This is a genomic window from Acrocarpospora sp. B8E8, from assembly GCF_039871605.1.
Taxonomy (GTDB): Bacteria; Actinomycetota; Actinomycetes; order Streptosporangiales; family Streptosporangiaceae; genus Acrocarpospora; species Acrocarpospora macrocephala.
Map to the genome: position 1 here is coordinate 68043 of NZ_JBDPLV010000038.1, position 24653 is coordinate 92695.

The 24653-nt window shown below is 67.6% G+C and carries 21 protein-coding genes and 1 pseudogene; 13 read left to right on the forward strand and 9 right to left on the reverse strand.

What is annotated here, in order from left to right; genetic code table 11:
• Window positions 1–61: 61 nt before the first annotated feature.
• Window positions 62–1027: a nucleotide kinase domain-containing protein gene (locus ABGB08_RS31495; RefSeq protein ID WP_347597469.1), complete on the forward strand. Its 966-nt coding sequence runs from the start codon at window positions 62–64 to the stop codon at window positions 1025–1027.
• Here the strand turns inward: ABGB08_RS31495 and ABGB08_RS31500 are convergent.
• Window positions 930–1589 (reverse strand): hypothetical protein, encoded by a 660-nt coding sequence (locus ABGB08_RS31500; RefSeq protein WP_347597472.1) that lies wholly within the window; start codon window positions 1587–1589, stop codon window positions 930–932. The genes ABGB08_RS31495 and ABGB08_RS31500 overlap by 98 nt on opposite strands.
• Before the next feature lie 211 nt (window positions 1590–1800).
• Here ABGB08_RS31500 and ABGB08_RS31505 point away from each other — a divergent pair, with 211 nt between their 5' ends.
• Window positions 1801–3186, forward strand: coding sequence for a helix-turn-helix transcriptional regulator (locus tag ABGB08_RS31505; protein WP_347597475.1), 1386 nt, complete (start codon window positions 1801–1803; stop codon window positions 3184–3186).
• A gap of 266 nt (window positions 3187–3452) precedes the next feature.
• On the opposite strand, the gene ABGB08_RS31510 is transcribed toward ABGB08_RS31505, so the two are convergent.
• Window positions 3453–4298: an arylamine N-acetyltransferase gene (locus tag ABGB08_RS31510; RefSeq protein ID WP_347597478.1), complete on the reverse strand. Its 846-nt coding sequence runs from the start codon at window positions 4296–4298 to the stop codon at window positions 3453–3455.
• Between the two features lie 445 nt (window positions 4299–4743).
• On the opposite strand from ABGB08_RS31510, the gene ABGB08_RS31515 reads away from it, so the two are divergent.
• From ABGB08_RS31515 to ABGB08_RS31555, 9 genes and pseudogenes are all read left to right on the forward strand, one after another.
• Window positions 4744–5433 carry a response regulator transcription factor gene (locus ABGB08_RS31515; protein WP_347597481.1) on the forward strand — a complete coding sequence of 230 codons (690 nt, stop codon included), beginning with the start codon at window positions 4744–4746 and terminating at the stop codon, window positions 5431–5433.
• Between the two features lie 202 nt (window positions 5434–5635).
• Window positions 5636–9571 (forward strand): DUF4153 domain-containing protein, encoded by a 3936-nt coding sequence (locus ABGB08_RS31520; RefSeq protein WP_347597484.1) that lies wholly within the window; start codon window positions 5636–5638, stop codon window positions 9569–9571.
• Between the two features lie 51 nt (window positions 9572–9622).
• Entirely contained in the window at window positions 9623–9853 is a 231-nt protein-coding gene (locus ABGB08_RS31525) for a ribbon-helix-helix domain-containing protein (protein ID WP_155361239.1), read from the forward strand.
• Window positions 9854–9863: 10 nt separating this feature from the next.
• The gene (locus ABGB08_RS31530; protein ID WP_347597487.1) at window positions 9864–10187 is read left to right on the forward strand and encodes a type II toxin-antitoxin system PemK/MazF family toxin; all 324 of its coding nucleotides are present in this window, start codon (window positions 9864–9866) and stop codon (window positions 10185–10187) included.
• 341 nt (window positions 10188–10528) lie between these two features.
• Window positions 10529–11086: pseudogene (locus ABGB08_RS31535) on the forward strand (amidohydrolase family protein); the annotation flags it as partial.
• A gap of 297 nt (window positions 11087–11383) precedes the next feature.
• Window positions 11384–12067 carry an amidohydrolase family protein gene (locus ABGB08_RS31540; RefSeq protein WP_347597560.1) on the forward strand — a complete coding sequence of 228 codons (684 nt, stop codon included), beginning with the start codon at window positions 11384–11386 and terminating at the stop codon, window positions 12065–12067.
• 43 nt (window positions 12068–12110) lie between these two features.
• Complete coding sequence (locus tag ABGB08_RS31545) at window positions 12111–13256, forward strand: alanine racemase (RefSeq protein ID WP_347597490.1); 1146 nt, start codon at window positions 12111–12113, stop codon at window positions 13254–13256.
• 9 nt (window positions 13257–13265) lie between these two features.
• On the forward strand, window positions 13266–13643 hold the full coding sequence (locus ABGB08_RS31550) for a Rid family detoxifying hydrolase (protein ID WP_155350907.1): 378 nt from the start codon (window positions 13266–13268) through the stop codon (window positions 13641–13643).
• Window positions 13644–14822, forward strand: coding sequence for a hypothetical protein (locus ABGB08_RS31555; RefSeq protein ID WP_347597494.1), 1179 nt, complete (start codon window positions 13644–13646; stop codon window positions 14820–14822).
• Here the strand turns inward: ABGB08_RS31555 and ABGB08_RS31560 are convergent.
• The 6 genes from ABGB08_RS31560 to ABGB08_RS31585 all read right to left on the reverse strand — a co-directional run bounded on the left by ABGB08_RS31560 (window position 14814) and on the right by ABGB08_RS31585 (window position 21217).
• Window positions 14814–15815 carry a LacI family DNA-binding transcriptional regulator gene (locus tag ABGB08_RS31560; RefSeq protein WP_155361872.1) on the reverse strand — a complete coding sequence of 334 codons (1002 nt, stop codon included), beginning with the start codon at window positions 15813–15815 and terminating at the stop codon, window positions 14814–14816. The genes ABGB08_RS31555 and ABGB08_RS31560 overlap by 9 nt on opposite strands.
• A 117-nt stretch (window positions 15816–15932) precedes the next feature.
• Window positions 15933–16892: a carbohydrate ABC transporter permease gene (locus ABGB08_RS31565; RefSeq protein ID WP_347597498.1), complete on the reverse strand. Its 960-nt coding sequence runs from the start codon at window positions 16890–16892 to the stop codon at window positions 15933–15935.
• The gene (locus tag ABGB08_RS31570) at window positions 16889–17875 is read right to left on the reverse strand and encodes a sugar ABC transporter permease (RefSeq protein WP_347597501.1); all 987 of its coding nucleotides are present in this window, start codon (window positions 17873–17875) and stop codon (window positions 16889–16891) included. The genes ABGB08_RS31565 and ABGB08_RS31570 overlap by 4 nt, the downstream gene beginning before the upstream one ends.
• 84 nt (window positions 17876–17959) lie before the next feature.
• The gene (locus ABGB08_RS31575) at window positions 17960–19318 is read right to left on the reverse strand and encodes an ABC transporter substrate-binding protein (protein ID WP_347597504.1); all 1359 of its coding nucleotides are present in this window, start codon (window positions 19316–19318) and stop codon (window positions 17960–17962) included.
• Between the two features lie 236 nt (window positions 19319–19554).
• Complete coding sequence (locus ABGB08_RS31580; RefSeq protein WP_347597507.1) at window positions 19555–20070, reverse strand: carbohydrate-binding protein; 516 nt, start codon at window positions 20068–20070, stop codon at window positions 19555–19557.
• A 19-nt stretch (window positions 20071–20089) separates the two neighbouring features.
• A complete protein-coding gene (locus ABGB08_RS31585) occupies window positions 20090–21217 on the reverse strand; it encodes a hypothetical protein (protein WP_347597510.1) in 1128 nt (375 codons plus the stop codon).
• Between the two features lie 228 nt (window positions 21218–21445).
• On the opposite strand from ABGB08_RS31585, the gene ABGB08_RS31590 reads away from it, so the two are divergent.
• Both ABGB08_RS31590 and ABGB08_RS31595 read left to right on the forward strand, forming a co-directional pair.
• Window positions 21446–22828, forward strand: coding sequence for a GH1 family beta-glucosidase (locus ABGB08_RS31590; protein ID WP_347597513.1), 1383 nt, complete (start codon window positions 21446–21448; stop codon window positions 22826–22828).
• Window positions 22829–22936: 108 nt separating this feature from the next.
• Window positions 22937–23926, forward strand: coding sequence for a LacI family DNA-binding transcriptional regulator (locus ABGB08_RS31595; protein WP_347597516.1), 990 nt, complete (start codon window positions 22937–22939; stop codon window positions 23924–23926).
• 490 nt (window positions 23927–24416) lie between these two features.
• On the opposite strand, the gene ABGB08_RS31600 is transcribed toward ABGB08_RS31595, so the two are convergent.
• Entirely contained in the window at window positions 24417–24587 is a 171-nt protein-coding gene (locus ABGB08_RS31600) for an MbtH family NRPS accessory protein (RefSeq protein ID WP_347597519.1), read from the reverse strand.
• Between the last annotated feature and the right edge of the window lie 66 nt (window positions 24588–24653).

Below are 24653 nucleotides of genomic sequence, written 5' to 3' on the forward strand. Positions count from 1 at the left end.
GCCGCAGAACCGATTGCCGTTCCCTGGTGAGGTCCGCGCTGTGCGGGTTGGTAGCCGAACGGTGTGGATCCGTCCGGAGGTCTTCGACACCTATTGGCGATTCGCCGCCGAACGCCAGCGCGTGTTCCACCGCCGAGCCGTCGGCGACCCGCCACCGTGGACCACCGACGGGATCATCGGACGGCACAAGTTCACCAACGTGTACCGCGCGGCCGACCGCGTCTCGCAGTACCTGATCCGTGACGTCATCCACACCGGGCCGCAGGAGCTCGACGAGGTGGTGTTCCGGATCCTGATATTCAAGATCTTCAACCGGATCGAGACCTGGGAACTGCTCACCGACTCCCTTGGCGCGCCTCCCACGTGGGACGGCTACGCCTTCGCGGCCTACAACTCCGTGCTCACAGCGGCGATGGCTCGGGGGGAGCGCGTCTACTCAGGGGCGTACATCGTTCCGAATCCAGGGTTCGGCGAGGCGCGCAAGCACGGCAACCACCTGCGGCTGATCGAACGTGCCATGGCCTCCGCCCTGCCCAAGCGGTTCGCAGACGCCGCCGGGCTGCGCGAGGTATACGAGCTGCTGCTCGCGCTGCCCTCGCTGGGGCCATTCCTCGCCTACCAGTACGCCATCGACCTGGCCTACTCGCCCATGGTCGACGTCGGCGAGAACGAGTTCGTCGTGGCCGGTCCAGGCTGCCTGGACGGGATCTCCAAGATCTTCGCCGACACCGGCGGCCTGAAACCCCCGGAGGTGGTGGCCTGGATCGCCGACGTCTCGCACGAGCAGTTCGACCGGCTCGGCTTGGACTTTCACGACCTGTGGGGCCGCTGGCCAACTCTGATCGACTGGCAGAACGTGTTCTGCGAGGTCTCGAAATACACCCGCGCCAGCCACCCCGCCGTACCCGGCGTATCCGGCCGAACCAGAATCAAGCAGGAATTCCGGCATACGACGGCACCGATCGACTACCGCTTCCCTCCCAGGTGGGGCCTGCCCGCGGAACGGACAGCCCAGGTGCGCCCGTAGCAGGGTGCCATTCCAGAGACTGCTGACGTAGATCCCCCCGCAAGATCCCACCGTTGTGCCACCACAGCGAGCGCATGCAGGAGACCCCGGACCGGATGGCATGCTCGATCTCGGCGCGGGAGCGCTCGGCGACCTCCAGGCCATATGTCATGGCCTGCACGAAGTCGAGCAGGTCCCCGTCCACCCGCCGGTCGTGCTCGAACCAGTCGCGGTGCCGGGCTCGGCAGAACACGGCCCAGGCGATCGCCTCGTCGGCCACGGCCGCGCGTCCGCCGTCCTCGATGTGGTCCACGCGCGGGTCACTGCGGCGCTTGAGTTTGGCCAGGCCGCGCAGGATGGGGGACCAGCCCAGGCACATCGCGTGCGCCAGGTGCAGGGCGTCGTGCCAGCGGTAGCCGGTCTCACGCCACCCGTTGTCGGTGAGAGGGTCGCCGACGCGGGTCCCGTTGATGACCATGTGGACACCGGGGCCGTACGGAGTGGGGGAGGAGGTGAAGTGGACCTCGATCTGGCGGGGGATTTGCTCGCCGGGTGGGAACTCGTCGTCGAACTGGCCGTCCATATCCTGCCTCGCTTGAATGTGGGTTGGGTTTGCACTTCACGACACCTCGGTAGGGGCCACGACGACAGCCTTCCTGCAGGCTGCGCAAGATCCTTTGCATAACGCGCAAGTCCTGCGTCCAGGTAACCGCGGTGTCACCGGACAGTTCAGATCACAACCCGTGGCCATCCGCCTACGATGAGGATCCCGGCGTCTCAGCCAGGGAGCCGATGTGGCAGGCACGCGACATCCCCAGGCACCCACCCTTCAACTGCGGGCCGCCGTCGCCGTTGGCGACTACGCGACCGTCGTACGGCTCGCGCGGCGCACCCGCGGCCTCACCCAAGACCAACTGGGCGCACGGGTTGGTTACTCGGCGGCGACGATCTCCCGGCTGGAAACCGGCCAGCAAGCCCTGCACGACATTGACACCTTGCGCCTGCTTGCCCGAGAACTGGCGATCCCGCCCTCATGGCTCGGCTTATCTCCCCTTGCCCCCGACGACACGACCCCCGACCGTCGGATGCCTGCCCTGCCCGGGGTGCCGCCCGTTAGGGTTGAGGCCGACGTGGCAGCAGAGGAGGAGGCCGTGCAGCGACGCCGGTTTCTCGCAGGGCTCGCCGGTATCACCACAACAGCGCTGTTTGCTCCGGGGCAACCGGCGGACGCCGCCACTCTCGCGGGCCGCCTGGAACAGGTGTTGACCGGGGCCGCCGGATCCGAGGGCGCCTCCGCGGCAACCGTCGTCGAGCTGCGCCGGGCGTTGGCGACGGCTAGGACGGTGTTCGATGCCTGCCGCTATGACGAGCTCTCTCTGATTCTCCCTCGAATCGTCACCACGGCGCGCGGCACGGCCGAGCACACCAGCGGCCACGATCGCGACCAGACGCTCGCCCAGTTGTCCGACGCCTATGCGTTGACCTCCGAACTCGCGGTCAAGCTCAACCAGGATGGTATGGCGTGGGTTGCCGCGGACAGGGCGCTTACGGCTGCGAACCGATCGGGTGACGTGGTCGCCGTTGGTGGCGCCGCCCGCTCTGTGGCGATCGCCATGCGCAGGCAAGGCCGCCACGATGGCGCGATCAGTCTGCTCACCCGGGTCGCGCTCGGGCTCGGTGCCGACACCGGCGAGGCCGATCCGGAGGTGCTCGGAGTGTACGCCGCGCTGCTTTGCACCGCCGCCTACTCCTGCGCGCAGAACGGCCGACGTGCCCAGGCGCTTGACCTGATCGGCGAAGCCGAACAGGCCGCCGGCCGCCTACCCGACACCGTGCGCCGCGGCAGGCTGCCCACTCCCGCCAACGTCGGCGTCTACCGCATCGGCATCCACACCGCACTCGGCGAACCGGGCATAGCTCTCGACCACGCCCGCACGGTCAACCACAGTCTGCTGCCCACACCCGAACGACACGCCCGCTACTGCGTCGACACCGCCCGCGCCTGGGAGCAGTACGGTCGCCCCAACCAGGCCGTCCAAGCCTTGCTGATCGCCGAACGGCTCGCCCCGCAGGAGATCAACCGGCCCTCGGTGGCTACCTTGATCTCCGGCATGCTGTATGGGCCTGGCCCCACGCCGGTAGAACTACGTGCCCTTGCCGTACGCAGCGGTATCGCCTGACGAGGTGCCTCCGATCGGGATGCCACCGTTGCCGCCCTGTTCGCAGAATTCCTCACCGACCGGCAGCCCGGTCCCCACAGTTCTGCCGCTGTCGACCCGTGTCCGGTCACTGGGGGCGCCAAGGTTCGACTCCTGCCCCGGCGCCCTCGGCTGGAATGTCTGGCGCGCGATTCCTTGTCCCAATCGCCACGCTGCTGTGCACGGTCGATCTACCCATGGCGCCTCGGGTGGTATCCGGTGCCGCGTGCGTTCGCCACGCAGGCTGATCAGGCCTTCTTTGTGGTGAGCCACTTTTCGTGGGCGGTCCAGAGGCGGGGCCAGAGTTGGGTGCGTTCTTGGTAGGTGAGGGTGAGGCCGAAGACGTCGGCCAGGGCTTCGGCGAAGTCTTCCTCGCGGTCGAGGATGGTGGTGGTGTCGCTGTGGCCGAGGCGGCGGAGGGCGAGGCCGGTGAGGGTGTCCACGCCGTGGGCGTCGCGGCGTTGGATGGCGGAGGTGCGGACGAAGGAGGAGTCGGGGGAGGTGCTGAGGTGTTTGTGCATGTTTTCGAAGGCGTCCATGCTGATGGGGCCGGGGCGCAGGTCCATGCCGGTGAAGCTGCCGCGGGGGTCGTGGTCGAAGCGCCAGCCGCCGGGTTCGGCTTCGGAGGGGCGTAAGCCGTAGACGAACGGGCCCTGGTGGTAGGTGCCGGCGATCAGCGGGATGGGGTCGTGGATGGCGTCGCCGAGGCCCGCGTCGACCAGCCACTCGCCGGTCGGGTTTTCTGCGCTGGGCAGGCCGGAGACGGTGAGGACCAAATGGTTGCCGATCGAGCCGGAGGGTGATTCGGGGGTGCCCTGGACGCTGCCGTAATGGCGGGTGACCTGGTAGCCGAGGGCGGTCAGTAACGCCCAGAGGGCGCCGTTGAGGTGGAAGCAGTAGCCGCCGCGACCGGCGATGATGCGCTCGGCGGACTCCACCGGGTCCACGGTCGTGGGCTGGTCGAGCCAGATGGCCAGGTTCTCGTATGCCACGCGTTCGACGTGGGTCTGCTGCAGCAGGAACAGCCCGGCCACGCTCGGCGGGCCGTCGTGCAGCAGCCGTAGCCGTCGCAAGTAACCCTCAACATCGATCACACGCACACCGTAGCTGTTGCCACCGACATTCTCCGGCGCCACCTTCCCCATCGCTATGACGTGTGAAGGAGGGGGACCCGGTAGCTGTGGCCTCTGCCAGATTGGGCGTTGTCGTCGCGCATGACGTGTGGAGGACGGCGGCTCGCGCCATCGACTTTGGCAGCCCTCGACGCCACCATCGGTCGTCGTCGCGTAGGACGTGAAGGGTAGCGACTCCGTTGAGCCTCGCCCACGCCGACCCCGGTCCCCGAGGGCTTCAGCGACGAATCCGCCCGCGACGGTCATCCCCTCCGCCGAGCCGTCGGTGGCGCCGAGCCCCAGCCCGAGTCGTGGTGGGGCCGCGGTCGTGGATGTGGTGGCGCGAGTGTGTCCCGGCGGGTGGATGCACGATTTCTGCACATTGAGGGGTAACTCGTCTGCACGTTGGGCCTCTACGCTGCGGGGCATGGCATCTCCCCAGCAGCGGCGGATTCTCCTGGTTGAGGATGACGAGACGATCGCCAGGGCCGTACAGACCCGGTTGGTCGCCGAGGGGTTCGACGTGCGGGTCGCGAGCGATGGCGAGGGTGCGCTCGCGGCCTACGCGAAATCGGAGCCCGATCTGGTGGTTCTCGATCGGCTGCTGCCCGGGGTGGACGGCCTGGAGGTCTGCCGGAGGATGCAGGCCGCCAGGCCGGTTCCGGTGCTGATGCTGACCGCGCTCGGGGAGGAGACCGACGTGCTGGTGGGGCTCGGGGTCGGCGCGGACGACTACATCACCAAGCCGTTCAGCATGCGGGAGCTGGTCGCCAGGATCCACGCGCTGCTGCGGCGGGTTGAGCGGGCCAGCCAGCTCGCGGCCGAGGACACGGTGATCAGGGTCGGTACGGTCGAGATCAACACCGCTGAGCGCCGGGTCTTCGTCAGCGGCGTCGAAGCTCAGCTCACCCGCACCGAGTTCGATCTCCTCAGACGGCTGGCCGAGCGGCCCGGCCAGGTGTTCGAGCGGGAGCGCCTGCTGTCGGATATCTGGGGATTCTCCGAGGCGGCGGCCACCCGAACCGTGGACAGCCACGTCCGGGCATTACGCCGCAAACTCGGCTCCGAGGTCGTCAGAACCGTCCACGGCATTGGCTACGCCCTGGTCCGCCCATGAAATCGCCGAACTTTCTCGGACGGATCGAGGTCCAACTAATCGACCCCGTTCCCCTCGAGGTCCGATCACCTTGGTTCGCCTATGACACTCTCGGACTTTGTCCGGCGGATTGGGGTTCAACCAATCGAGGTTCGCTTATGACACCGCTGGACTCTCTCAGGTGGATCGAGGTCCAACCGATCGATCAGACTCTGGTTCGCCTATGAGACCGCTGGATTTTCTGGGGCGGATCAAGATCAAGCTGGGGCTGGTGATCGTGCTGGCCGTGGTGACCGCCTTTGGTGTCAATGAGCTTGGTCTGGGCGCGGACTTGCCGGGCAATCTGCGCATCGCGATCGCCGTCGTCCTTGCGGTGATCATGGTGCAGTTTCTGGCCAGGGGGATGACCAAGCCGCTCCGCGAGATGGCCGCCGCCGCCCAGACCATCGCCAAAGGCCGGTACGGCCTGCGCGTCTCCGCCACCTCCCGCGACGAGGTCGGCGAGCTCGCCCGTGCCTTCAACGCGATGGCCGCCGACCTCGGCGAAGTCGACCGGCAACGCCGTGAACTGGTCGCGAACGTGAGCCACGAGCTGCGTACGCCGATCACCGGCCTGCAGGCGGTGCTGGAGAACGTTGTCGACGGGGTCTCCCCGCCCGACCGCGAGACTCTCGGCACCGCCCTTGCCCAGACCCAGCGTCTGGGCCGCCTGGTCGCCCAGTTGCTCGACCTGTCCCGCCTCGACTCGGGCGCGCGGCTGATCGAGGCGGAACCGTTCGATCTTGGCTCCCTCTGCGGGCAGGCCGCCCGCGAAGCCGGTCTGGCCACCGACACCGTCACCGTCCTCAGCGACGTCACCGCTGGGCTGCACCTCAAAGCCGACCCCGCCCTGCTCGCCCAGGTCCTCGCCAACCTCCTCGACAACGCGGTACGGCACAGCCCGCCCGGTGGCACCGTACGCCTCGAAGGCCGGGGGGCGGGATCCGATGTGCAACTCACCGTCCATGACGAGGGTCCTGGCATCCCCGCGAGCGAACGCACCCGGGTCTTCGAACGGTTCTCCCGTCTCGACGCCGGTCGCGCGGCCGACGCAGGCGGTGCCGGTCTCGGCCTGGCCATCGCCAAGGAGATCGTCGAACTCCACCAGGGCACCATCCGCGTGACCGGCCATCCGCACGGGTGCCACATGCTCGTCCAACTTCCAGGGAGAATCCACATGTCCGGAATCCCGGCTGATCCCGAAGCGCCTCCGGCGGAGAAGACTGAGCTGACCATCGCGCAGCCGGTAGTGATTTCAGCTGACATTCCGATCGCGGCTCGCCCGGCTTTGCCCCCTTCATCAGCCCGCACAACATCGACTCCATCAGCCCAAACGGCACCCTTGTCATCAGCCCGCACAGCACCGACTGCATCAGCCCAAACGGCATCGACTTCGGCAGCCCATACGGCACCGACAGCTCCAGCAGGGCGCACGGAGTCCTCGGTCTTGAACGAGCCGATACTTACGAGTCCGTTGGCCGATCCGGCCGGTCCGGCGCTGGTCCGGTCGGCGTCGACTGCTCCGGCGGGGCGCACGGAGTCCTCGGCTTTGAATGAGCCGATGCTTACGGGGCTGTTGGCCGGTTCGGCTGAGTCGGCCGGTCCGGCGTTAGTTCGGTCGGCGTCGACTGCCTCGGCGGGGCGCACGGAGTTCTCAGCTCTGAACGAGCCGATATCCACGCGGCCATCGATCGATTCCGTTGAGTCGGCCGGTCCGGCGCACGAATCTGACAGCGAAGCGGCGGGAGAAGCGGCGGACGTGGTGTCGCCCGGGGTGTCTTCTGAGGAATCGCTGGAGACGCCTCCGGTCGTGGCGGCCATGTCGACGCCGCGTCAGGCGCCCGCTGGTCCGCCGTATGGTCCGGGCGGACCTCCCTATGGGTGGCCGCCTCCGGGAGGTCCCTACTACCCGCGCCCGCCGGACGGTCCCCGTTCATCGAGCAGTGGGCGGGCCGGGCTCGTCGCGGGAATTGGCATGCTGGCCGGGTTCATCCTTGGCATGTTCGTGGTGATCCTCGCGAGCGACGTCCTGGGCGAGGTGACGGGGGCGGTTCTGCTGCTCGCGTTCAGTGGGGGCGGGGCCGTGGCCGGTGCCGCGATCGGTTCCAGCAGCGGCCGACAGGCGTACCCGAACGTGGGGCAATTCGTGCACCAGCCCTGGGGACCGCCTCCCAGCGGGATCGTGCATCCAGCTCGGGCGACTGAAGTCGCCGACCCCGTCGAAGGCGACGCTTCCGCTGAAACGAAGAAGGAGGAAAGCGAGGAGGCGCCATCGACAGATCATGCTCCGGCCGATGCCGGGGCGACGCCGTCTCCGCATGCTCCTTCGGAAGGCGACACTTCGGCCAGAACTGGTTGGCTGCCGGAGGAGTCGCCGCATGGGGAAGGGGTCGGCTCCGGTTACGGTCCGCCTAGTGATGGGGTGTCGCCCGTGTATAACCCGTCCGGTGGTGGGGTTCCGTCCGTACATAACCCGTCCGGTGGAGGTGCGCCGCCCATGCATAACCCGTCGGCTGGTGGGGCGGCCCACGTATATAACGCACCCGGTGGAGGTGTGCCCCCTGTGCGTTACCCGTCCTACCCATCCGGAGGTGGGGCGGCGCCCGTATATGGTCCGCCCGGTGGTCCGCCGCCCGTGTATGTGCCGCCGCCGATCTTTCCTCGGCCTGATTTGCCGGATACGCCGCCCTGGGTGCTGCCTGCCGCCGCTGGTGTCGGGGTCGTGGCGGCGGTGCTGTTGCCGTACGCGCCGAAGGGGTTGGGGTTGGTGCTGACCGCTGTCGTGATGGGGCTGGCGGTGCTGCCCGCGGCGCGGCGGAGGGTGACGCTCTGGTCGGTGGGGTTCGCGGTGCTGGCCTACGCGCTGGTGGGGGTGACGCTGGTTCGGGACGCGGAGTGGGTGTTGCAGCCGGTTCTGGTGGCGGGGATGTTCGTCGCCTCGCTGGGGCTGTCGGGGAGCGGTCGGGGGTGGTTCAGTACGATCCGCGGAGGGTTGTCGGTTGGGCTGGCCGTGTTCCCGATGCCGTGGTTCCTGTCCGCTCCGATGAAGTCGTTCATGAAGCGGCGGCGGTTGTTGCCGATTCTGGTGAGTCTGGGCGTCACGGCGCTTTTACTGGTGATCTTCGGGTTGCTCTTCATGGCCGCGGACGCCGTGTTCTCGCAGTTCGCCCGTGACCTGCTGGAAGCGCCGGGGTGGGCGGACACGCTGCCCTACCGGATCTTCTTGTTCGTGGTCTTCGGTGTGATGGTGGCAGCCGCGGTGCTGGTGGCGTTGCGTCCGGTCGCCGAGACCGAGATCCCGTTGCCGCGGGTGCCGATCGCTCGCACGCTCTGGGTGATCCCGCTGGCAGGCCTCAACCTGCTCTTCGCGGCGTTTGTCGCGGTTCAGATCACGGTGCTTTTCGGCGGCAACGATCGTGTGCTCGAAACCGCCGGGTTGACCTACGCCGAGTACGCCCGGTCCGGGTTCTTCGAGCTGGTCACGGTCAGTTTCATCGTGCTGGCCATCGTGGCGCTCTGCTGGGCGCTGCTGGATCCCGCCACCCATCGCTGGCTGCTCGCCGGCCTGCTCGGCCTGCTCTGCGCCTTCACGCTGGTCATCCTCGCCTCGGCCCTGCACCGCCTGGACCTCTACCTCGATGCGTACGGCCTGACCCGGTTGCGCGCCACGGTAGGTGTCACGATCTGGTGGCTGGCCGCAGTCTTCATCTTGGTGCTGGCAGCCGGAGCGGTACGCCTGAACCGGCGCTCGACCACCTGGCTCCCGCGCACCTTCGTCCTGCTCACCGGCGTCACGCTGCTGACCTTCGCACTCTGGAACCCCGACGCCCGCATCGTCGAAACCCAGCACGCCGTCCGCGGTGTCGACCGCCTCGACCACAACTACCTCAGCAGCCTCGGCGTGGAAGCCGTTCCCGCTCTGGACCGCCTCCCCGAACCCATCCGCAGCTGCGTCCTCGACAGAATCGTCCGCGTCCACGCGCTCGACCGGCCCGACCCCTGGAACGGCTGGAACTGGGCCCGCACCCAGGCCCGCACCACCCTCACCGCCCACCCCGTCCTCCCCAACCCCCAATGCCCCGACACTCCAACCCGAAGCTACATCCCCTCACCCGACTAGAACTCCTACTACTGGTAGCATCTTTAGTAGGAAGGTGGGTAGCATAGATTCATGAAGCTGAGTGTGAGCCTGCCGGAAGAAGACCTCGCGTTCATCGATGAGTACGTGGCACGACATCGGAGTCAGTCTCGGTCCGCTGTGATTCACGATGCCCTGAACCTGCTGCGAGAGGCTCATCTTGAGGAGGCGTACACGGTCGCGTTCGAGGAGTGGGATTCCAGCGAAGACGCTCTCCTCTGGGACAGCGTCGCGGGGGACGGGTTGAGCGATGCGGAGAGGTGATCTCTGCTGGGTGGACTTCGAACCGGTGCGAGGCTCAGAAGCCAATAAAACTCGTCCGGCTGTCATTGTCAGCCGGGATGCGGCCAACCGCTCCGTCGAGCGCAATGGCAGGGGTGTGATCACAGTCGTACCGCTGACATCGAACACTGTCCAAGTCCTGTCCTTCCAGGTCTTGATACCGGCCGAGGAATCAGGGCTGGCACGGGATTCCAAGGCGCAGGTAGAGCAGCTACGGGCGGTGACGTTTCAACGGGTGGGAAACCGAATCGGGCAACTGCCTCCGTCGCTCATGAAACAGATCGACCGTGCGTTGGGGGAACATCTCGCGATTTGACCCCAGAACAGGTGACGGGGTGGGGCGTGCTCCGATCGCCTTTCCTTTGTGGGGGAGTGGTTAATCTCGTTTCGCGGCATAGCGTCGCGGGGAGGGGCCGTTGGCGGAACGGGATGAGCTGATGGCTGCCCTGCAGGAGCGGATGGTGCGGGCCGGGGAGGGAGATCGGTCGCTGCTGTTGGCCCCGGATGGTCCTGCCGAAGCGCGGCGTCTGGCCGAGTTGCTCGGCACCGCTGGGGGCGGTGGGCCCGCTGACGGGCCACCCAGATCGAGGTGTCGAGACCGAGGCGTCAGGTGGGTTGGTTGGGTGGGGGTTCAAGATCGAGTGGTTGAATCGGGGCATGGGACTTGATGTTGTGGTGCGGGGTGGGTGGGTTGGTGTTGGGACGGGGGCGCCTCGGTTTCGGGGGGATGTGGGGGTTGAGGGTGGGCGGGTTGTGGTTGTTGGGCGGTTGGGAGGGGTGGAGGCGGGGGTTCTGATTGAGGCTGAAGGGAGGTTTGTGTTGCCGGGGTTTGTTGATTGTCATTCGCATGGGGATGGGGTGGTTTTTGGGGAGGGGGTGCAGTTGGCTTGTTTGCGGCAAGGGGTGACGAGTGTTTTGGTGGGGCAGGATGGGTTGTCGTTTGCGCCGGTGAGAGAGCGGGCGACATTTCGGTATGTGCGGCGGTATTTTGCGGCGATTAATGGAGGGCATCCGGGGGTTGAGGGGCCGGTGTCCGTGGAGGAATTGCTGGGGGGATATGACAGGGCCGTGGCGGTTAACGTTGGTTATTTGATTCCGCATGGGACGGTGCGGTTTGACGTTATGGGGGCGGCGGAGCGGGGGGCGGATGAGGATGAGCTGGGGGTTATGCGGGGGATTGTGGAGCGTGGGTTGAGTGAGGGGGCGGTGGGGGTTTCGACTGGGTTGGAGTATGTGCCGGGGCGGTATGCCGATGTGAGGGAGCTAGCGGGGATTTGTGAGAGCTTGGGTGGGTTGCCTTATGTGACGCATATGCGGGGGTATGGGGCTGCGGCGGGCGTCGGAGTGGCGGAGGTTGTGGAGATTGCGCGGCGGTCGGACGTGGCGGTGCATATTTCGCATTTTCATGGGCCCTCAGGGGAATTGCTGGGGCTAGTCGAGGGGGCGCGGGACAAAGGGGTGGATCTGAGTTTCGATACCTATCCCTATCTGCGGGGGAGCACGATTCTGGGGATGGTCGTGTTGCCCAGTTGGGTGCCCGCGGCTGATATCGAGAAGGCGATCGCCGTACTTGTCGAAGAGGGGGAACGGGTAAAGCGGGAGTGGTCAAAGGTGGTCTGGGAGCGGTTGACGTTGGCGCACGCGCCGACGTTCGAGTGGGCTGAGGGACTGACGCTGCCCGAAGCGGCGGAGAGATATGGCGCTTCGGTTGAGGAGTTCTGCCGGGTGCTGCTGATCGAGACGCGACTGGAGGCGGGATGCGTGATGGCGCGTCCGGACGAAGGACCGCGCGGTGAGGAGTCCATCAGGGCGATCATGCGGGATCCGGGACATATGGGCGGATCCGACGGTATCCACGTCGGCGGGCACCCGCACCCACGCGCCTACGGAACGTTCGCGCGTTACCTCGGCCGTCATGTTCGTGAACTCGGCGACCTGACCTGGGAACAAGCGGCGGTGCACTTCGCCTCGCACCCAGCCCGCCGCTTCCACCTCCCCGACCGTGGTCTGATCCGGCCCGGCCAGATCGCCGACCTGATCGTCGTGAACCCGGAAACAGTGTCCGACACCGCGACCTACCAGGACCCACGCTCCCTCTCCGTCGGCATCGACGACGTCCTCGTGGCGGGCGTCCCCGTACTCAAGGACGGCCAGCTGACCGGAGCCACCCCCGGCCGCGCCCTCCGTGCCGCCTGAGGTCCAGTACGATCCACGGGGTGGTCTATACCGGGGAGGCGGCATGAACTTCGACGACCCGGTCATCGACTGGCGCACCCGCGGCTTCCTGCACCCGGAACTGATCACCAGAACCGACTTCCTGGCAGCGCGCCACTCCCTCTTCGACGGCCCCTTCACCTGGCCGCTCCTCGTGCTGCGCCAATCGGCCCTCACCCACAACATCGCCACCCTGGCCCGATTCGCCGCCGACCACGGCCTGACCTTCGCCCCGCACGGCAAGACCACCATGTCCCCCGAACTCGTCCAGGCCCAGCTCCGCGCCGGCGCCTGGGGCATGACCGCCGCCAACGCCGCCCAAGTCCTCGCCTTCCGGCACTTCGGCGTACGGCGCGTGCTCCTGGCCAACGAAATCTATGACGTGGGAGCGCTCCACTGGCTCGCTGGCGAGCTCGAAGCAGGCTTCGAATGCCTGGTGTACGCCGATTGTCCCGAAGGCGTCAGCGCGCTCTCAGCGGCTGCGGGGAAGAAGCCGTTCCAGGTCCTGATCGAACTAGGCCAGCCCAACGCACGCACCGGCTGCCGCGGCCTAGAAGAACTGCGCACTCTCACCGAGATGATCACGAACACCGAAGGCGTCGAACTCGCTGGAGTAGCCGGATATGAGGGCACCCAGCCCGGCCCTGACGAGGTCCGCGCCTACCTCCGGCAACTCGCCGAAGCCGCCGAACTCGTCAGGCCGTACACCAAGCACTTGATCGTCTCCGCGGGCGGCAGCGCCTGGTTCGACCTGGTCGCCGAAGAGCTCGGCATCGACGACGCCACCGTGATCCTGCGCAGCGGCGCGTACATCGCCCACGACGAAGGCCTGTACGCCTGCGCCAGCCCCCTCCGCGACGTCCTCCAGCCCGCCATCGAAGTCTGGGCCCAAGTGATCTCCACCCCGGAGCCCGGCCTGATCATGGTCGGCATGGGCAAACGCGACGTCCCCTACGACATCGACCTGCCGATCCCGCACAACATGCCCGACGGCATCACCGTGGAGCGAATCCAGGACCAGCACACCTACCTCAGCGGCGACGGCCTGCGCCCCGGGGACCTGGTCTCGTTCGGCATCTCCCACCCGTGCACGGCGTTCGACAAGTGGCGCGTCATCCCCGTCGTCGACGACGACCACGTGGTCGTCGATCTGATCACCACCTACTTCTAGGAGCGAAAGATGCAGGAGATCCGTACCACCGACAGCTACGCGCCGGTCGGCCCCTACTCGCAGGGCCTGGTGGTGGGGGACTTCGTGTACACCGCGGGCGTGGGGCCGCTGGACGCGGTGACCGGCGAGGTGGTCGGCGTCGACGTGGCCGAGCAGACGCACAAAACCCTGCAGAACCTGGGCGCCATCCTGGCCGCGCACGGGCTGACCTTCGCGCATGTGGTGAAGTCCACCGTGCACCTGCAGAACCTGAAGGAGGACTTCGCCGCCTACAACGAGGTGTACAAGTCGTACTTCACCGAGCCTTATCCGGTGCGGACCACCGTCGGCTCGCAGCTCCTCGACATCCTGGTGGAAATCGACTTCGTGGCGTACAAGGGGCAGTAGGTGGACACCTCCGTGTACGTCTTCGCCGAGGACCTGGCCGAGGGCGTCGATCAGGTCCTCGACCGGATCACCGGCTACGGCGCGGCGGGGGTGACCATCGCCGTCACCTCCGAGCGGTCCAGGGACATCACCCCGCACGGAGCCACCCGGGTGACCGTGCGCCACGACGGCGTGCGGGTTCCCTGGCCGGAAGGCGGCCGTTTGGTCCCCCAGAAGCAACCCGAGCTCCCCTTGGGTGAACTCCGGCAAAGAGGACTAGCCGTACACGGCTGGACGGTCTTCCTCCGCAACGCCGCGATCGGCGAACAGCACCCCCAGGTCACCATCCGCAACTGTTTCGGCGACCGCGGCTCCCCGGCCGATCTCTGCCCGGCCCACCCTGATGTCCGCGAATACGCGGTGGCCCTGGCCCGCGCCGTCGCCCGCCAGGGCTTCGACAGCGTCGTCGCCGAAGCCCTGCATTTCAGCCCGTTCAGCTACGAACGCTGTGCTGTCCCACTCGGCCCGATGGACGCCTACCTGTTCGGCCTCTGCTTCTGCCACCACTGCCTGCGCCGCGCCGCCGACCTGGGCGTCAACGCCGAGGTGGCCCGCGAGGAATGCGGCAGGATCGTCGGCGGCGTCCTGGACGGCGACCCGCCCGCCCAGGGCGAGGTGACCAGGGCCGCGCTCACCGCCTACGCCGGACCCGAGGTCGTCGCCTACGCCCGGGCCCGCTCCGAGACCGTCACCACGCTGGTCGCCGAGGTCGCCGCCGCCGTCACCGAGGAGGGCTCCCGGCTCACCTTCACCGACGGCACCGGCGCGGCCAAAGGCTACGCCGACGGCCTCCCCCCGGCCGGGCTCGCCGCCCACGACGCCTGGCAACTCGGCGTCGACCTGGTCGCCCTCGGCGACATAGTCCCGTCATTCGCCGTCCTGGCCTACGCCCGCGACGCGGCCAGGGTCGCCGACGACATCGCCGCCTACCAGCGTTCGGTCGGCAAGGACCGGGGACTGCGCGCGGTGCTGCGGCCCGGCGCGCCGGACATCGCCGCCCTCGGCGAGACCGACGCCACCGACCGCCTGGCCGCCAAGGTCCGCGCCGCCAAGGCCGCGGGCGCGACCGGCGTGGACTTCTTCGCGTACGGCCTGGCCCCGCTCAACGTCCTGGCCAGAATAAAGAACTCCCTAGGCTGACTCGCGGATCACCAGCTCGGTGGGCAGGATCACCGGGCTGGCCGCGTTCTCGTCACCCTCCAGCAGGCTGAGCAGCAGCGCGACCATGGCCGCCGCCTGCTCGATGATCGGATGCCGGACGGTGGTCAGCGGCGGATCGGTGTACCGCGCCGCCTCGATGTCGTCGAACCCGACGATGGCCACGTCGTCCGGCACGCTCCGCCCGGCCTGGCGCAGCGCCTGGATGGCGCCGATGGCCATCAGGTCGTTGGCGATGAAGACCGCGTCCAGCTGCGGATCGTCCTCCAGCAGTTGCCGCATCGCGATCGCGCCCGACTCCCGGGTGAAGTCGCCCACCGCCACGATGGACCGCCGGTCGGAGTCGCGCAGCGCGGTCCGGTAGCCGGTCAGCCGGTCCTGCCCGCCGATCATGTCCTGCGGCCCCGCGATGGTGGCGATCCGCCGCCGCCCGCGCTCCAGCAGGTGCTTGACGGCTTTCTCGGCGCCGCCCACGTTGTCGTTGTCCACGTATGGCAAAGCCACCGGAACCGCGGGCCGGCCGTACGAGACGGCGGGCACGCCCATCCGGGTGATGGCGGCGGGCAGCGGGTCGGCGCCGTGCATGGAGATGAGCATGACGCCGTCCACGTGCCCGGAGGCGATGTAGCGCTCCACCCGGGCGTGGCTCTGGGCGGTGCCGCTGAGCATGAGCACGACCTGCTTGTCGGCCGCCTCCAGCTCCACGCTGGCCGAGCGGATCACCGTGGAGAACATCGGGTCGTCGGAGAACACCCTGGTCGGGGGCTCGGAGACGACCAGGGCGATGGAGTCGGTCCGCTGGGTGACCAGGCTGCGCGCCGCCGAGTTGGGCACGTAGCCGAGCTCGCGGACGGCCCGCATGACCACGTCACGGATCTCCGGGCCGACCGTGGACTGCCCGTTGACGACCCGGGAAACGGTTGCCCGGGACACCCCCGCACGCGCGGCGACAGCCTCCAGGGTGGGGCGCTTCATCGAGACCCTCCGGTAATGAGAAATGCGCGACCAAGCGTACCGATCTTACGTTGGCGCAGGTCGGGCGATTGAACTGATTATTTTATGCCAGGGGGCGCATTTCTCATTAACGGCGGATTATCCCTTGATGCCACCGGCCAGCAGGCCGCGGACGAAGTAACGCTGCATGGACAGGAACACCGCCAGCGGCACGATGATCGACACGAACGCGCCCGCCGTGAGGCGCTGCCATTCGTTGCCTCGGGTGCCGGCCATCTGCGCCAGCCGTACCGTCATCGGAGCCGAGTCCGGCGTGCCACCGGCGAAGATCAGCGCGACCAGCAGGTCGTTCCAGACCCACAGGAACTGGAAGATGCCGAAGGAGGCCAGCGCCGGCAGCACCAGCGGCAGCACGATCCTGCGCAGGATCTTCCCGTGCGTGGCGCCGTCCACCCGGGCCGCCTCGATCAGCGATCCCGGCAACTCGGACATGAAGTTGTGCAGCAGGAAGACGCCGACGGGCAGGGCGAAGCAGGTGTGGGCGAACCAGACCTGGATGAACTTGGCCGGTCCCTCCAGATCCCAGGCGGGCAGCACGGTCAGCCCGAAGATCTCGACGCCCTGGGAGAAGAACGACAGCAGCGGCACCAGGGCCATCTGCAGCGGAACCACCTGGAGCGCGAAGATGCCGATGTAGATCCAGTCCCGGCCGCGGAAGTCCAGCCAGCTCAGCGCGTACGCGGCGAAGGTGGCCAGGGCCACCGGGAACAGCACGGACGGGATCGTGATGACCAGCGAGTTGATCAGGAAGCTGGCCATCTGGCCGGACGAGGACGAGGTGCTGAACAGCACCGACTGGTAGTTCTCCAGCGTCAGCACCGGATCGCTGAAGAACGTCCACCAGCCGGTCTGCTTGATCTGGTCTTCGGGCCGGAAGGAGGACAGGAAGAGCCCGAAGGTCGGCGTGGTCCACAGCAGCGCGATCACGATCGCGATCAGGCTGGCCCACCTGCTGGTCAGCCGCTTGCGGACGCGGGATTGCGGGGTGCTCGGCGGCGGGGAGGACGTTTTGGGGGTCGGGGTGACCGTGGCGGTCATCTTGCCTCCCGTTGCTGCCGCAGGTTGCGGATCTGGTAGATCACGATGGGGATGACGAGCACGAACAGGAACACCGCCAGGGCCGAACCCTTGCCCGTCTCGCCGTAGCGGAACGACTGGTTGTACATCTCGTTGGCGATGACGCTGGTGTCGAACTGCCCGCCGGTCATGGTACGGACGATGTCGAACAGCTTCAGCGTCCCGATGCACTGGGTGACCACCACCACGATCACGGCCGGCCTGATCGCCGGAATCGTGACCCGGAAGAACATCTGGATCGGGCTGGCCCCGTCCAGCCGGGCCGCCTCCACGATCTCGGACGGGATGCCCTTGATCGCGGCCGACAGCACCACGGTGGCGAACCCGGCCTGGATCCAGACCATGACGACGATCAGGAACAGCGTGTTGATCGGCGGTTCCAGCAGCCACTGCTGCGGCGTGCCGCCGAAGAAGACCACGATCTGGTTGAGCAACCCGATCTGGTCGGCCTCCTCAGGGCGGTAGGCGTACACGAACCGCCAGATTATGCCCGCCCCGACGAACGAGATCGCCATCGGCAGGAACACCAGCGACTTGGCCAGCGACTCGAACCGGGTGTTGTCCACCACCACCGCGTACACCAGCCCGATGGCGGTGACCAGCAGCGGCACGACCAGCACCCAGATGAGCGTGTTCCGCAGCACGGTGAGCGCCTCGGGCTGGGTGAACATCCACGCGTAGTTCTCGAATCCCACCCAGGTCGAACTGTCCCCGTTCATGAACGACAGGAGGGTGGTGCGGATGCCCGGAATGATCAGGCCGATACCCAGCAGGATCAGCGCGGGACCGAGCAGGATGAGAGCGTGCAGCCTGGCCCGCTGCCGCATCGGGGCACGGTCCAGGAGCAGCAGCATGAGGCCGATGAAGGCGAAGAACGCGACGACACCGATCAGGAGTTGGACCAGCTTGGGTTGCTCGGCCGCGAAGTCGAAGTTCAGATCCATGGGGGTATGGGTCTCCCTTGAGGCAGGCAACGTCCGGCTCCGATGACCGGAGCCGGACGTTTACTTCACCTGTTGAGCTTGGTTCTACGACTTCGGCCAGGAGGCGTCAATGAAGTCCAGGGTGGACTTCGTGTCCTTGCCGTTGATCCAGTCGGTCATGCCCTTCCAGAAGGTGCCCGCGCCGACCGCGGCGGGCATCAGGTCGGAACCGTCGAAGCGGAAGATCGTCGCCGGGTCCTGGAGGATCTCCATGGACAGCTTGTCGATCGGGTTCTGCGCGTTGGCCAGGTCCACGCCCTTGTTGGCGGAGACGTAGGTGGCCAGCTTCATCCGGGCGTTCGGGAATTCGGTGCCGGCCAGGTACGCCTGCACGGCCTGGACCTCGGGACGGTCGGCGAAGGCCGCGACGAACTCGCCGGCGCCGAGCACCGGCTTCTTGGTGGCGTCGTTGCCGGGCAGGTAGAACGCGTAGACGTCGTCGTTCTCGCCGACCACGGTGCCCTCAGGCCAGAAGTTGGCGTAGAAGGAGGCCTGCCGGTGCAGGGCGCACTTGCCCTCGGTGATCGGCACGCCGCCCTCCTGGAAGGCGGTGCTGGAGATCGACTTCACGGGGCCGTAGCCGCCGTTGACGTACTTGTCGTTCTTCAGGATCGCGCCGACCTTGTCGACCGCCGCGACGACCTTCGGGTCGTTGAAGGCGAGCTTGTGGGCGACCCAGTTGTCGTACTCCTCGGGACCGAGGTCGCGGAGGATGATGTCCTCGATCCAGTCGGTGGCCGGCCAGCCGGTGGCGTCACCGGACTCGATGCCCGCGCACCAGGGCTTGATGCCGGAGGCGGCGATGGTGTCGCTGAGGGTCATCAGCTCGTCCCACGTGGTGGGGATCTTCCAGCCCTTCTCGGCGAACATCTTCGGCGAGTACCAGACGAAGGACTTCACGCTGGCGCCGAGCGGGGCGCCGTAGAAGACGTTGTCGACGGTGGCGTACTTGGCCCAGTCCGCCGACCAGTTGGTGTCGGTCAGCTCCTTCACCTTGGCCGAGGCGGGCTTGAGCTTGCCGGCCTTGGCGAAGCGCTCCAGCAGACCCGGCTGCGGGAAGAAGGCGATGTCAGGCGGGTTGCCGGCGTCGGAGCGTACCTGGATCTGCGCTTCGAACTCGCCGGTGCCCTCGTAGGTGATCTTCATTCCGGTGCACTTGGCGAACGGAGCCCAGGCCTCCTGGAACAGATCCGCTTCCGTGTCACGGATGGGGGAGTAGATGCTCACCGTCTTACCGGCGAACGAGCCGTACTCGGCAAACGGCTGGCACTCCGCGGAGACGGCGGTGCTGCCCCCAGCGGCGGGTGGCGTGGTGGTGTTCTCCGAAGATCCGCATCCGGCGGCGATCAGCGCTAGGCCGGCTGCGACGGCCGTTATACGGGCGGGTCGTGAGAGGAGCGACATGGACCCTTCCTCCAAAGCTGTTACCGGGAACTCTCGTGAGAGAGCGATTCCGGAAGCCTTATCTCTTGTCGTGGGGATGTCAATCGATGTGAGATTACGGTTACGGGATTGTGAATTGCGCTGTTATGTCTCTTAGAGAGCGCTCTCAGGCGTCTCTGTAAGAACGCCAGGCGGCGCGGGGGCCGCCCGGCGTCCTTGATCAGCGATGCGTCAGTTCACCGCGAAGGTGAACCAGTTCAGGTTGACGAAATCGGCCGGCTGGCCGCTGGCGAAGGTGATGTAGACGGTGTGCGGAGTTGGGGGCGATGTTCGCCGGGACCGTGGTCCAGGACTGCCAGCCGCCGGTGCTGGCGACCGCGAACTCGCCGATGGGGTGGCGGTCGGGCTGCCCAGCCGTACCTGGACCAGGTCGCTGATCCGCCCGCGGCGCCGGACGCGACCCGGGCCTTGAACTGGAACTCGCCGTTGAAGCGCACGCCGTCGAACCGCAGCCAGTCACCGTTGGCGAGGTGCGCGGCGTTCTGGCCGCCGCCGGTGTCGGTGGTGGTCTCCAGCGTGGTGCCCTGCTGGGCGTTGCGCGCTTCCGCCTGGATGGTGGAACGCGCGTCGAATCCGGTGGGCGGCGAGGGACTTGGGCTGGGGTTCGGGCCCGCGCTGTTGCCGTTCTCTACGCCGCTGCCCACCGCGCCGCGCCAGGCCATCGCCCGCGCCGGTACGGCCAGCGTCTGCCCATCCGAAAACGTTACGGTCACGGCAGAACTCGACACGTTGTCACGGCGCCTGGAAGGCCGACATCACCCAGAACGGGTCGGCCGCGTTGAGCTCGGCGTCGATGTCGGCCCTGATCCGGTTGGTGTCGGCGCCGGGCGCGATCGGCAGCGCGGGAAGCACGCCGTTGAACTTCGAGGAGGTGCTGAACGAGGTGCCCGCGCGGACCTTCATCTGGCCGCGCGGCGATACGTAGGTGTGCGCGGTCAGCGCGTCGGTGCTGTTCAGCCACTGGTGCCGGTAGAGCGCGAACAACGTCCCGGTCTGGCTGCCCTGGCGGGCGGTCGTGGTGGCCGCGTAGGTCGCCGTGAGCTGCCCGGCCGCCGCGTTGTAGGACCAGCTCACGGTGGTGTTGGTGACGAAGGAGTAGGTGTACTGCGTGTAGAGCGGCAGTGCTGCCCGGGACGGCAGCACTGCGACCGAGTAGAAGCTGGCCGGCGCGGTCGCGTTGGCGGTTCCGGTCAGCGTCCAGTTGATTCCGGTCGGCGCGAACAGCGCGTAGTCACGGCCGTTCACGGCCACGCCGAGCACGTTTCCGGTGTTGCTCCAGACGGTTGCGGGCCCGTTGAAAGTAACCTGCGCGTTACCGCCGCTCGCCTCCGCGAACACGTAGGGCGAGCCGTGCCCGATCGTGGTGCGCAGGGTGCGGGCCCCGTCGGTCCACTGCGGCGTCACCGTCCAGTCCGACCACCCGTCCACCTCGGTCCGGGGCGCGTTCAGTCCCGTGATGCCGACGGTCAGGTCGTTGGGCGCGATGTGCTCGTAGTTCCGCTGGTCAGGAGTGATCGTCGGGCTGGGCTGGGAGCCGACGCCGAGCCCGTTGGCCCAGGCGTGGAAGGCGAGCGGGTGGGCGTACATGTTCTCGGAGTACGGGTTGCCCGCGTACCGCTGCCAGACCAGCGAGGACCACCAGTCGTTGGTGGGCACGGCGCGGCCGGCCATCCGGGACGTGACCTTGGGGGTCACGGCCTGGCCGGTGTCGTTCGATGGGCCGACGGTGCCGGCCGGGCGGGTGGCTGCGTAGCTGCCCGCGCCGACCGCGACCGCGTTCGCTGGACCCGCGGTGACGACGGGGACGACGAGCGCCGTTGCCGCCATGCTGGCGGCGACAACGACTGTCTTGACACGCACGGTTACCTCCTCGGGTACCGAGCTGGCGGGGGTGCTCCCGCTCCGGAGGGATTCAGAGAGCGCTCTCAGCGGCAGGACGGTAACCCCGCCGTTAACGTCACGTCAATGGGTCATCACGAGCATCCAGGAAAACGTGTGCGTCTCGGCTCGCCTTGACAGCCGGTCCATCCAGCCGGGATGCTGCCTGAGAGCGCTCTCACGGGGAGGCGCGGGGAGGGGCGAGGCGACATGACCGTGTCCGCGGAGTTGGCTCGGGGGGCGGAACCCGGCGTGCTGGAATTCCCGGCGGGTTTCGTGTGGGGGACGGCCACGGCGGCGTACCAGATCGAGGGCGCGGCCCGGGAGGACGGCCGGGGGCCCTCCATCTGGGACACCTTCGCGCGGACGCCTGGGAAAGTGCATCTCGGGCACACCGGGGAGGTCGCCTGCGACCACTACCACCGCTACGCGAGCGATGTGGCGATCATGGCGGGGCTCGGCATGGGGGCCTACCGGTTCTCGGTGTCCTGGCCGCGCATCCAGCCCGATGGTTCCGGTCCGGCCAATTCCCGGGGACTGGACTTCTACGACCGGCTGGTTGACGAGTTGGCCGGGCATGGCATCACGCCGATCCTGACCCTCTACCACTGGGATCTGCCGCAGACCCTGGAAGACCACGGCGGCTGGACGAACCGGGACACCGCCGAGCGTTTCGCGGAGTACGCGACGATCGTGCATCGGCGGCTCGGGGACCGGATCGACCTGTGGACCACGTTGAACGAGCCGTGGTGTTCCGCGTTCCTTGGGTACGCGGCGGGGGTGCACGCGCCGGGGCGTACCGATCCGGGGGCGGCCTTCGCGGCGGCCCACCACCTGCTGCTCGGCCACGGCCTGGCCACCCGCGAACTCCGGCGCGCCGGGGCTCGCGAGGTCGGCATCACGCTCAACCTGGCGCCGGTGCGCGGGTCCGATCTGACCGCGGTCGCGGTGCCTGACGGGATCCTGAACCGGATCTTCCTGGATCCGGTGCTGCGGGGGGAATACCCGACCGATGTGGTACGGCGAGCCGAGCGTTTCACGGACTGGTCGTTCGTGAAGGAGGGTGATCTTGCTCTGATCGGGGCGCCCATCGACATGCTCGGGGTGAACTATTACCACCCGTTCCAGGTGGAGCCGCGTCCTGGACAGCCCGCCAACCCGGTCTTCCCCGGCAGCGAAGGCGTCGGGTTCATCGACAAGCCCGGGCCGACGACGGCCATGGGCTGGCCGATCGAGGCCGACGGGCTCACCGAACTGCTCATCGGCCTCAAGCGTGACTATCCGCCGGTCCCGCTGGTGATCACCGAGAACGGCGCGGCCTTCGAGGACGTGCTGTCCGGGGGGCGGGTCAGCGACGAGCGGCGGATCGCATTCCTGGACGCGCACTTCCGCGCCGCGCACGCCGCCATCGCGGCTGGGGTTGATCTGCGGGGATACCTGGTGTGGTCGTTCATGGACAACTTCGAGTGGGCGTACGGGTACGAGAAGCGGTTCGGGCTGGTTTACGTGGATTACGCGTCGCAGGAGCGGGTGCCGAAGGAGAGTGCGCGCTGGTATAGCGAGGTCATCCGGCGGAATGGGCTGCCGGCGTGAGCGATGCTGGTCTTCTCGGTGCCGGGCGGTCGGTCGGCGTCGGTATGGTCGGGTGTGTTCAAGAGCGCGGGGGCGGTCTGCCATGGCAGAGATAGATAGGGGAATGGCGTGACCGTGCGCCCGACCTTGGAGAAAGTGGCCGCCCGGGCCGGCGTGTCCCGGGCGACCGTTTCGCGGGTGGTGAACGGGTCGTCGAGTGTGGGGGAGGATATTCGGGTCGCCGTCATGCGCGCGGTGGACGAACTCGGATATGTCCCCAATTTCGCGGCACGGAGTTTGGTCACGCAGCGGGCGGACTCGATCGCGCTCGTCTTCTCCGAACCGCCCGTGCGGGTGTTCTCGGACGATCCGACGTTCGCGGGGATCATCCGGGGGGTCAGCCAGGAGGTCGAAGCCGCCGACAAGCAGCTCGTGCTGATGATGGCGGGATCGGCTCGGGGGCACGAGCGGGTCGAGCGGTACACGACCGCCGGTCACGTCGACGGGGTGATCATCGCGTCCATGCACGGCGCGGATCCGTTGCCGATGACGCTCGCCCGGCGGGGAATTCCCGTGGTTTGCAGCGGTCGCCCGATCACGGGGAATGGCCTGCCTTATGTGGACATGGATAACGTCTCCGGCGCGGTCCAGGCCGTAACACATCTCCTCGAACGTGGCCGCCGCCGCATCGCCACCATCGCGGGCCCACCCGACATGGTCGCCGGCATCGACCGCCTGAACGGCTACCGCCAAGTCCTGCGCGACTCCGGCCGCCGCTCGATCATCGCCATCGGCGACTTCACCCGCGATTCCGGCGCCCTCGCGATGCGGCAACTCCTGGAAGACGACCCCGCCCTGGACGCCGTGTTCGTCGCGTCGGACATGATGGCTTTCGGTGCCATGCAAACACTCCGCCACGCGGGCCGCCGGGTACCGGACGACGTCGCGGTGGTCGGCTTCGACGACGTCGCTTCCGCCGTTTACACCGACCCGCCTTTGACCACCGTTCGCCAGCCGACCCTGCAAATGGGCCGCGAACTCGCCCGCCTCCTCCTGACCCCTGACGCGGAATCTCCGGTGGTCCTCCCAACCGAATTGGTGATCCGCGAGTCGACATAAATCACAGCAGCGTGGTTCTCCCACCCGCCCACCCTTTTGATTTCCCTCGGGCTCCGCCCGGCCCCGCCGCCACCGTGATCACTCAAGGGCGGAGCCCTGGCAGGGACGGGCGGAGCCTGCGGGAGGAATGGGGCGTGGGTGGGCACGCCGCCGTGCTGTGGTCGTCGTTTCGTGGGGTGGCCATGGGGGATGTCGGGGGCGGGCCGAGCCTGCGGGAGGAATGGGGCGTGGGTGGGCAAGCCACTTGCGCAGCGGTTGTCTTTTCGTTGGGCGGCCACGGGGATGCCGGGGGCGGGCGGAGCCCGAGGGCAAACACAGGGCTGGGTGGGTGGGAACACCCACGGCAACCAACGACGAACCCCGATGGGATTCGAGCCCCTCTGGTATGCGCCCGGGAGAAGATGGACGACAGGTTAACGAAGGCCCTCTACTGAAGAGGTGGGTTCAACCGGGGGGCGAGTGGCTCGGTTGGGTTTGGGAGTGGGGAGGGTCACACGATCGTGCCGTGGACGCCCCAGACTTCGGCGATGTGGGTGAGGTGTTCCTGGTGGACGCCGTCGACGCCGGTTGCCCGCCATCCTTCGGGAGGGTCGGAGTCGGCGGGCCAGAGGGCGTACAGTCCTTCGCCGCTGATGATGACCTTGAAGGTGTCCACAGTCACCTCCCTATCCTGAGAGCGCTCTCTACTGAGAGTGCTCGTATTTTCCGAACCCGTCAAGAGGTGTAG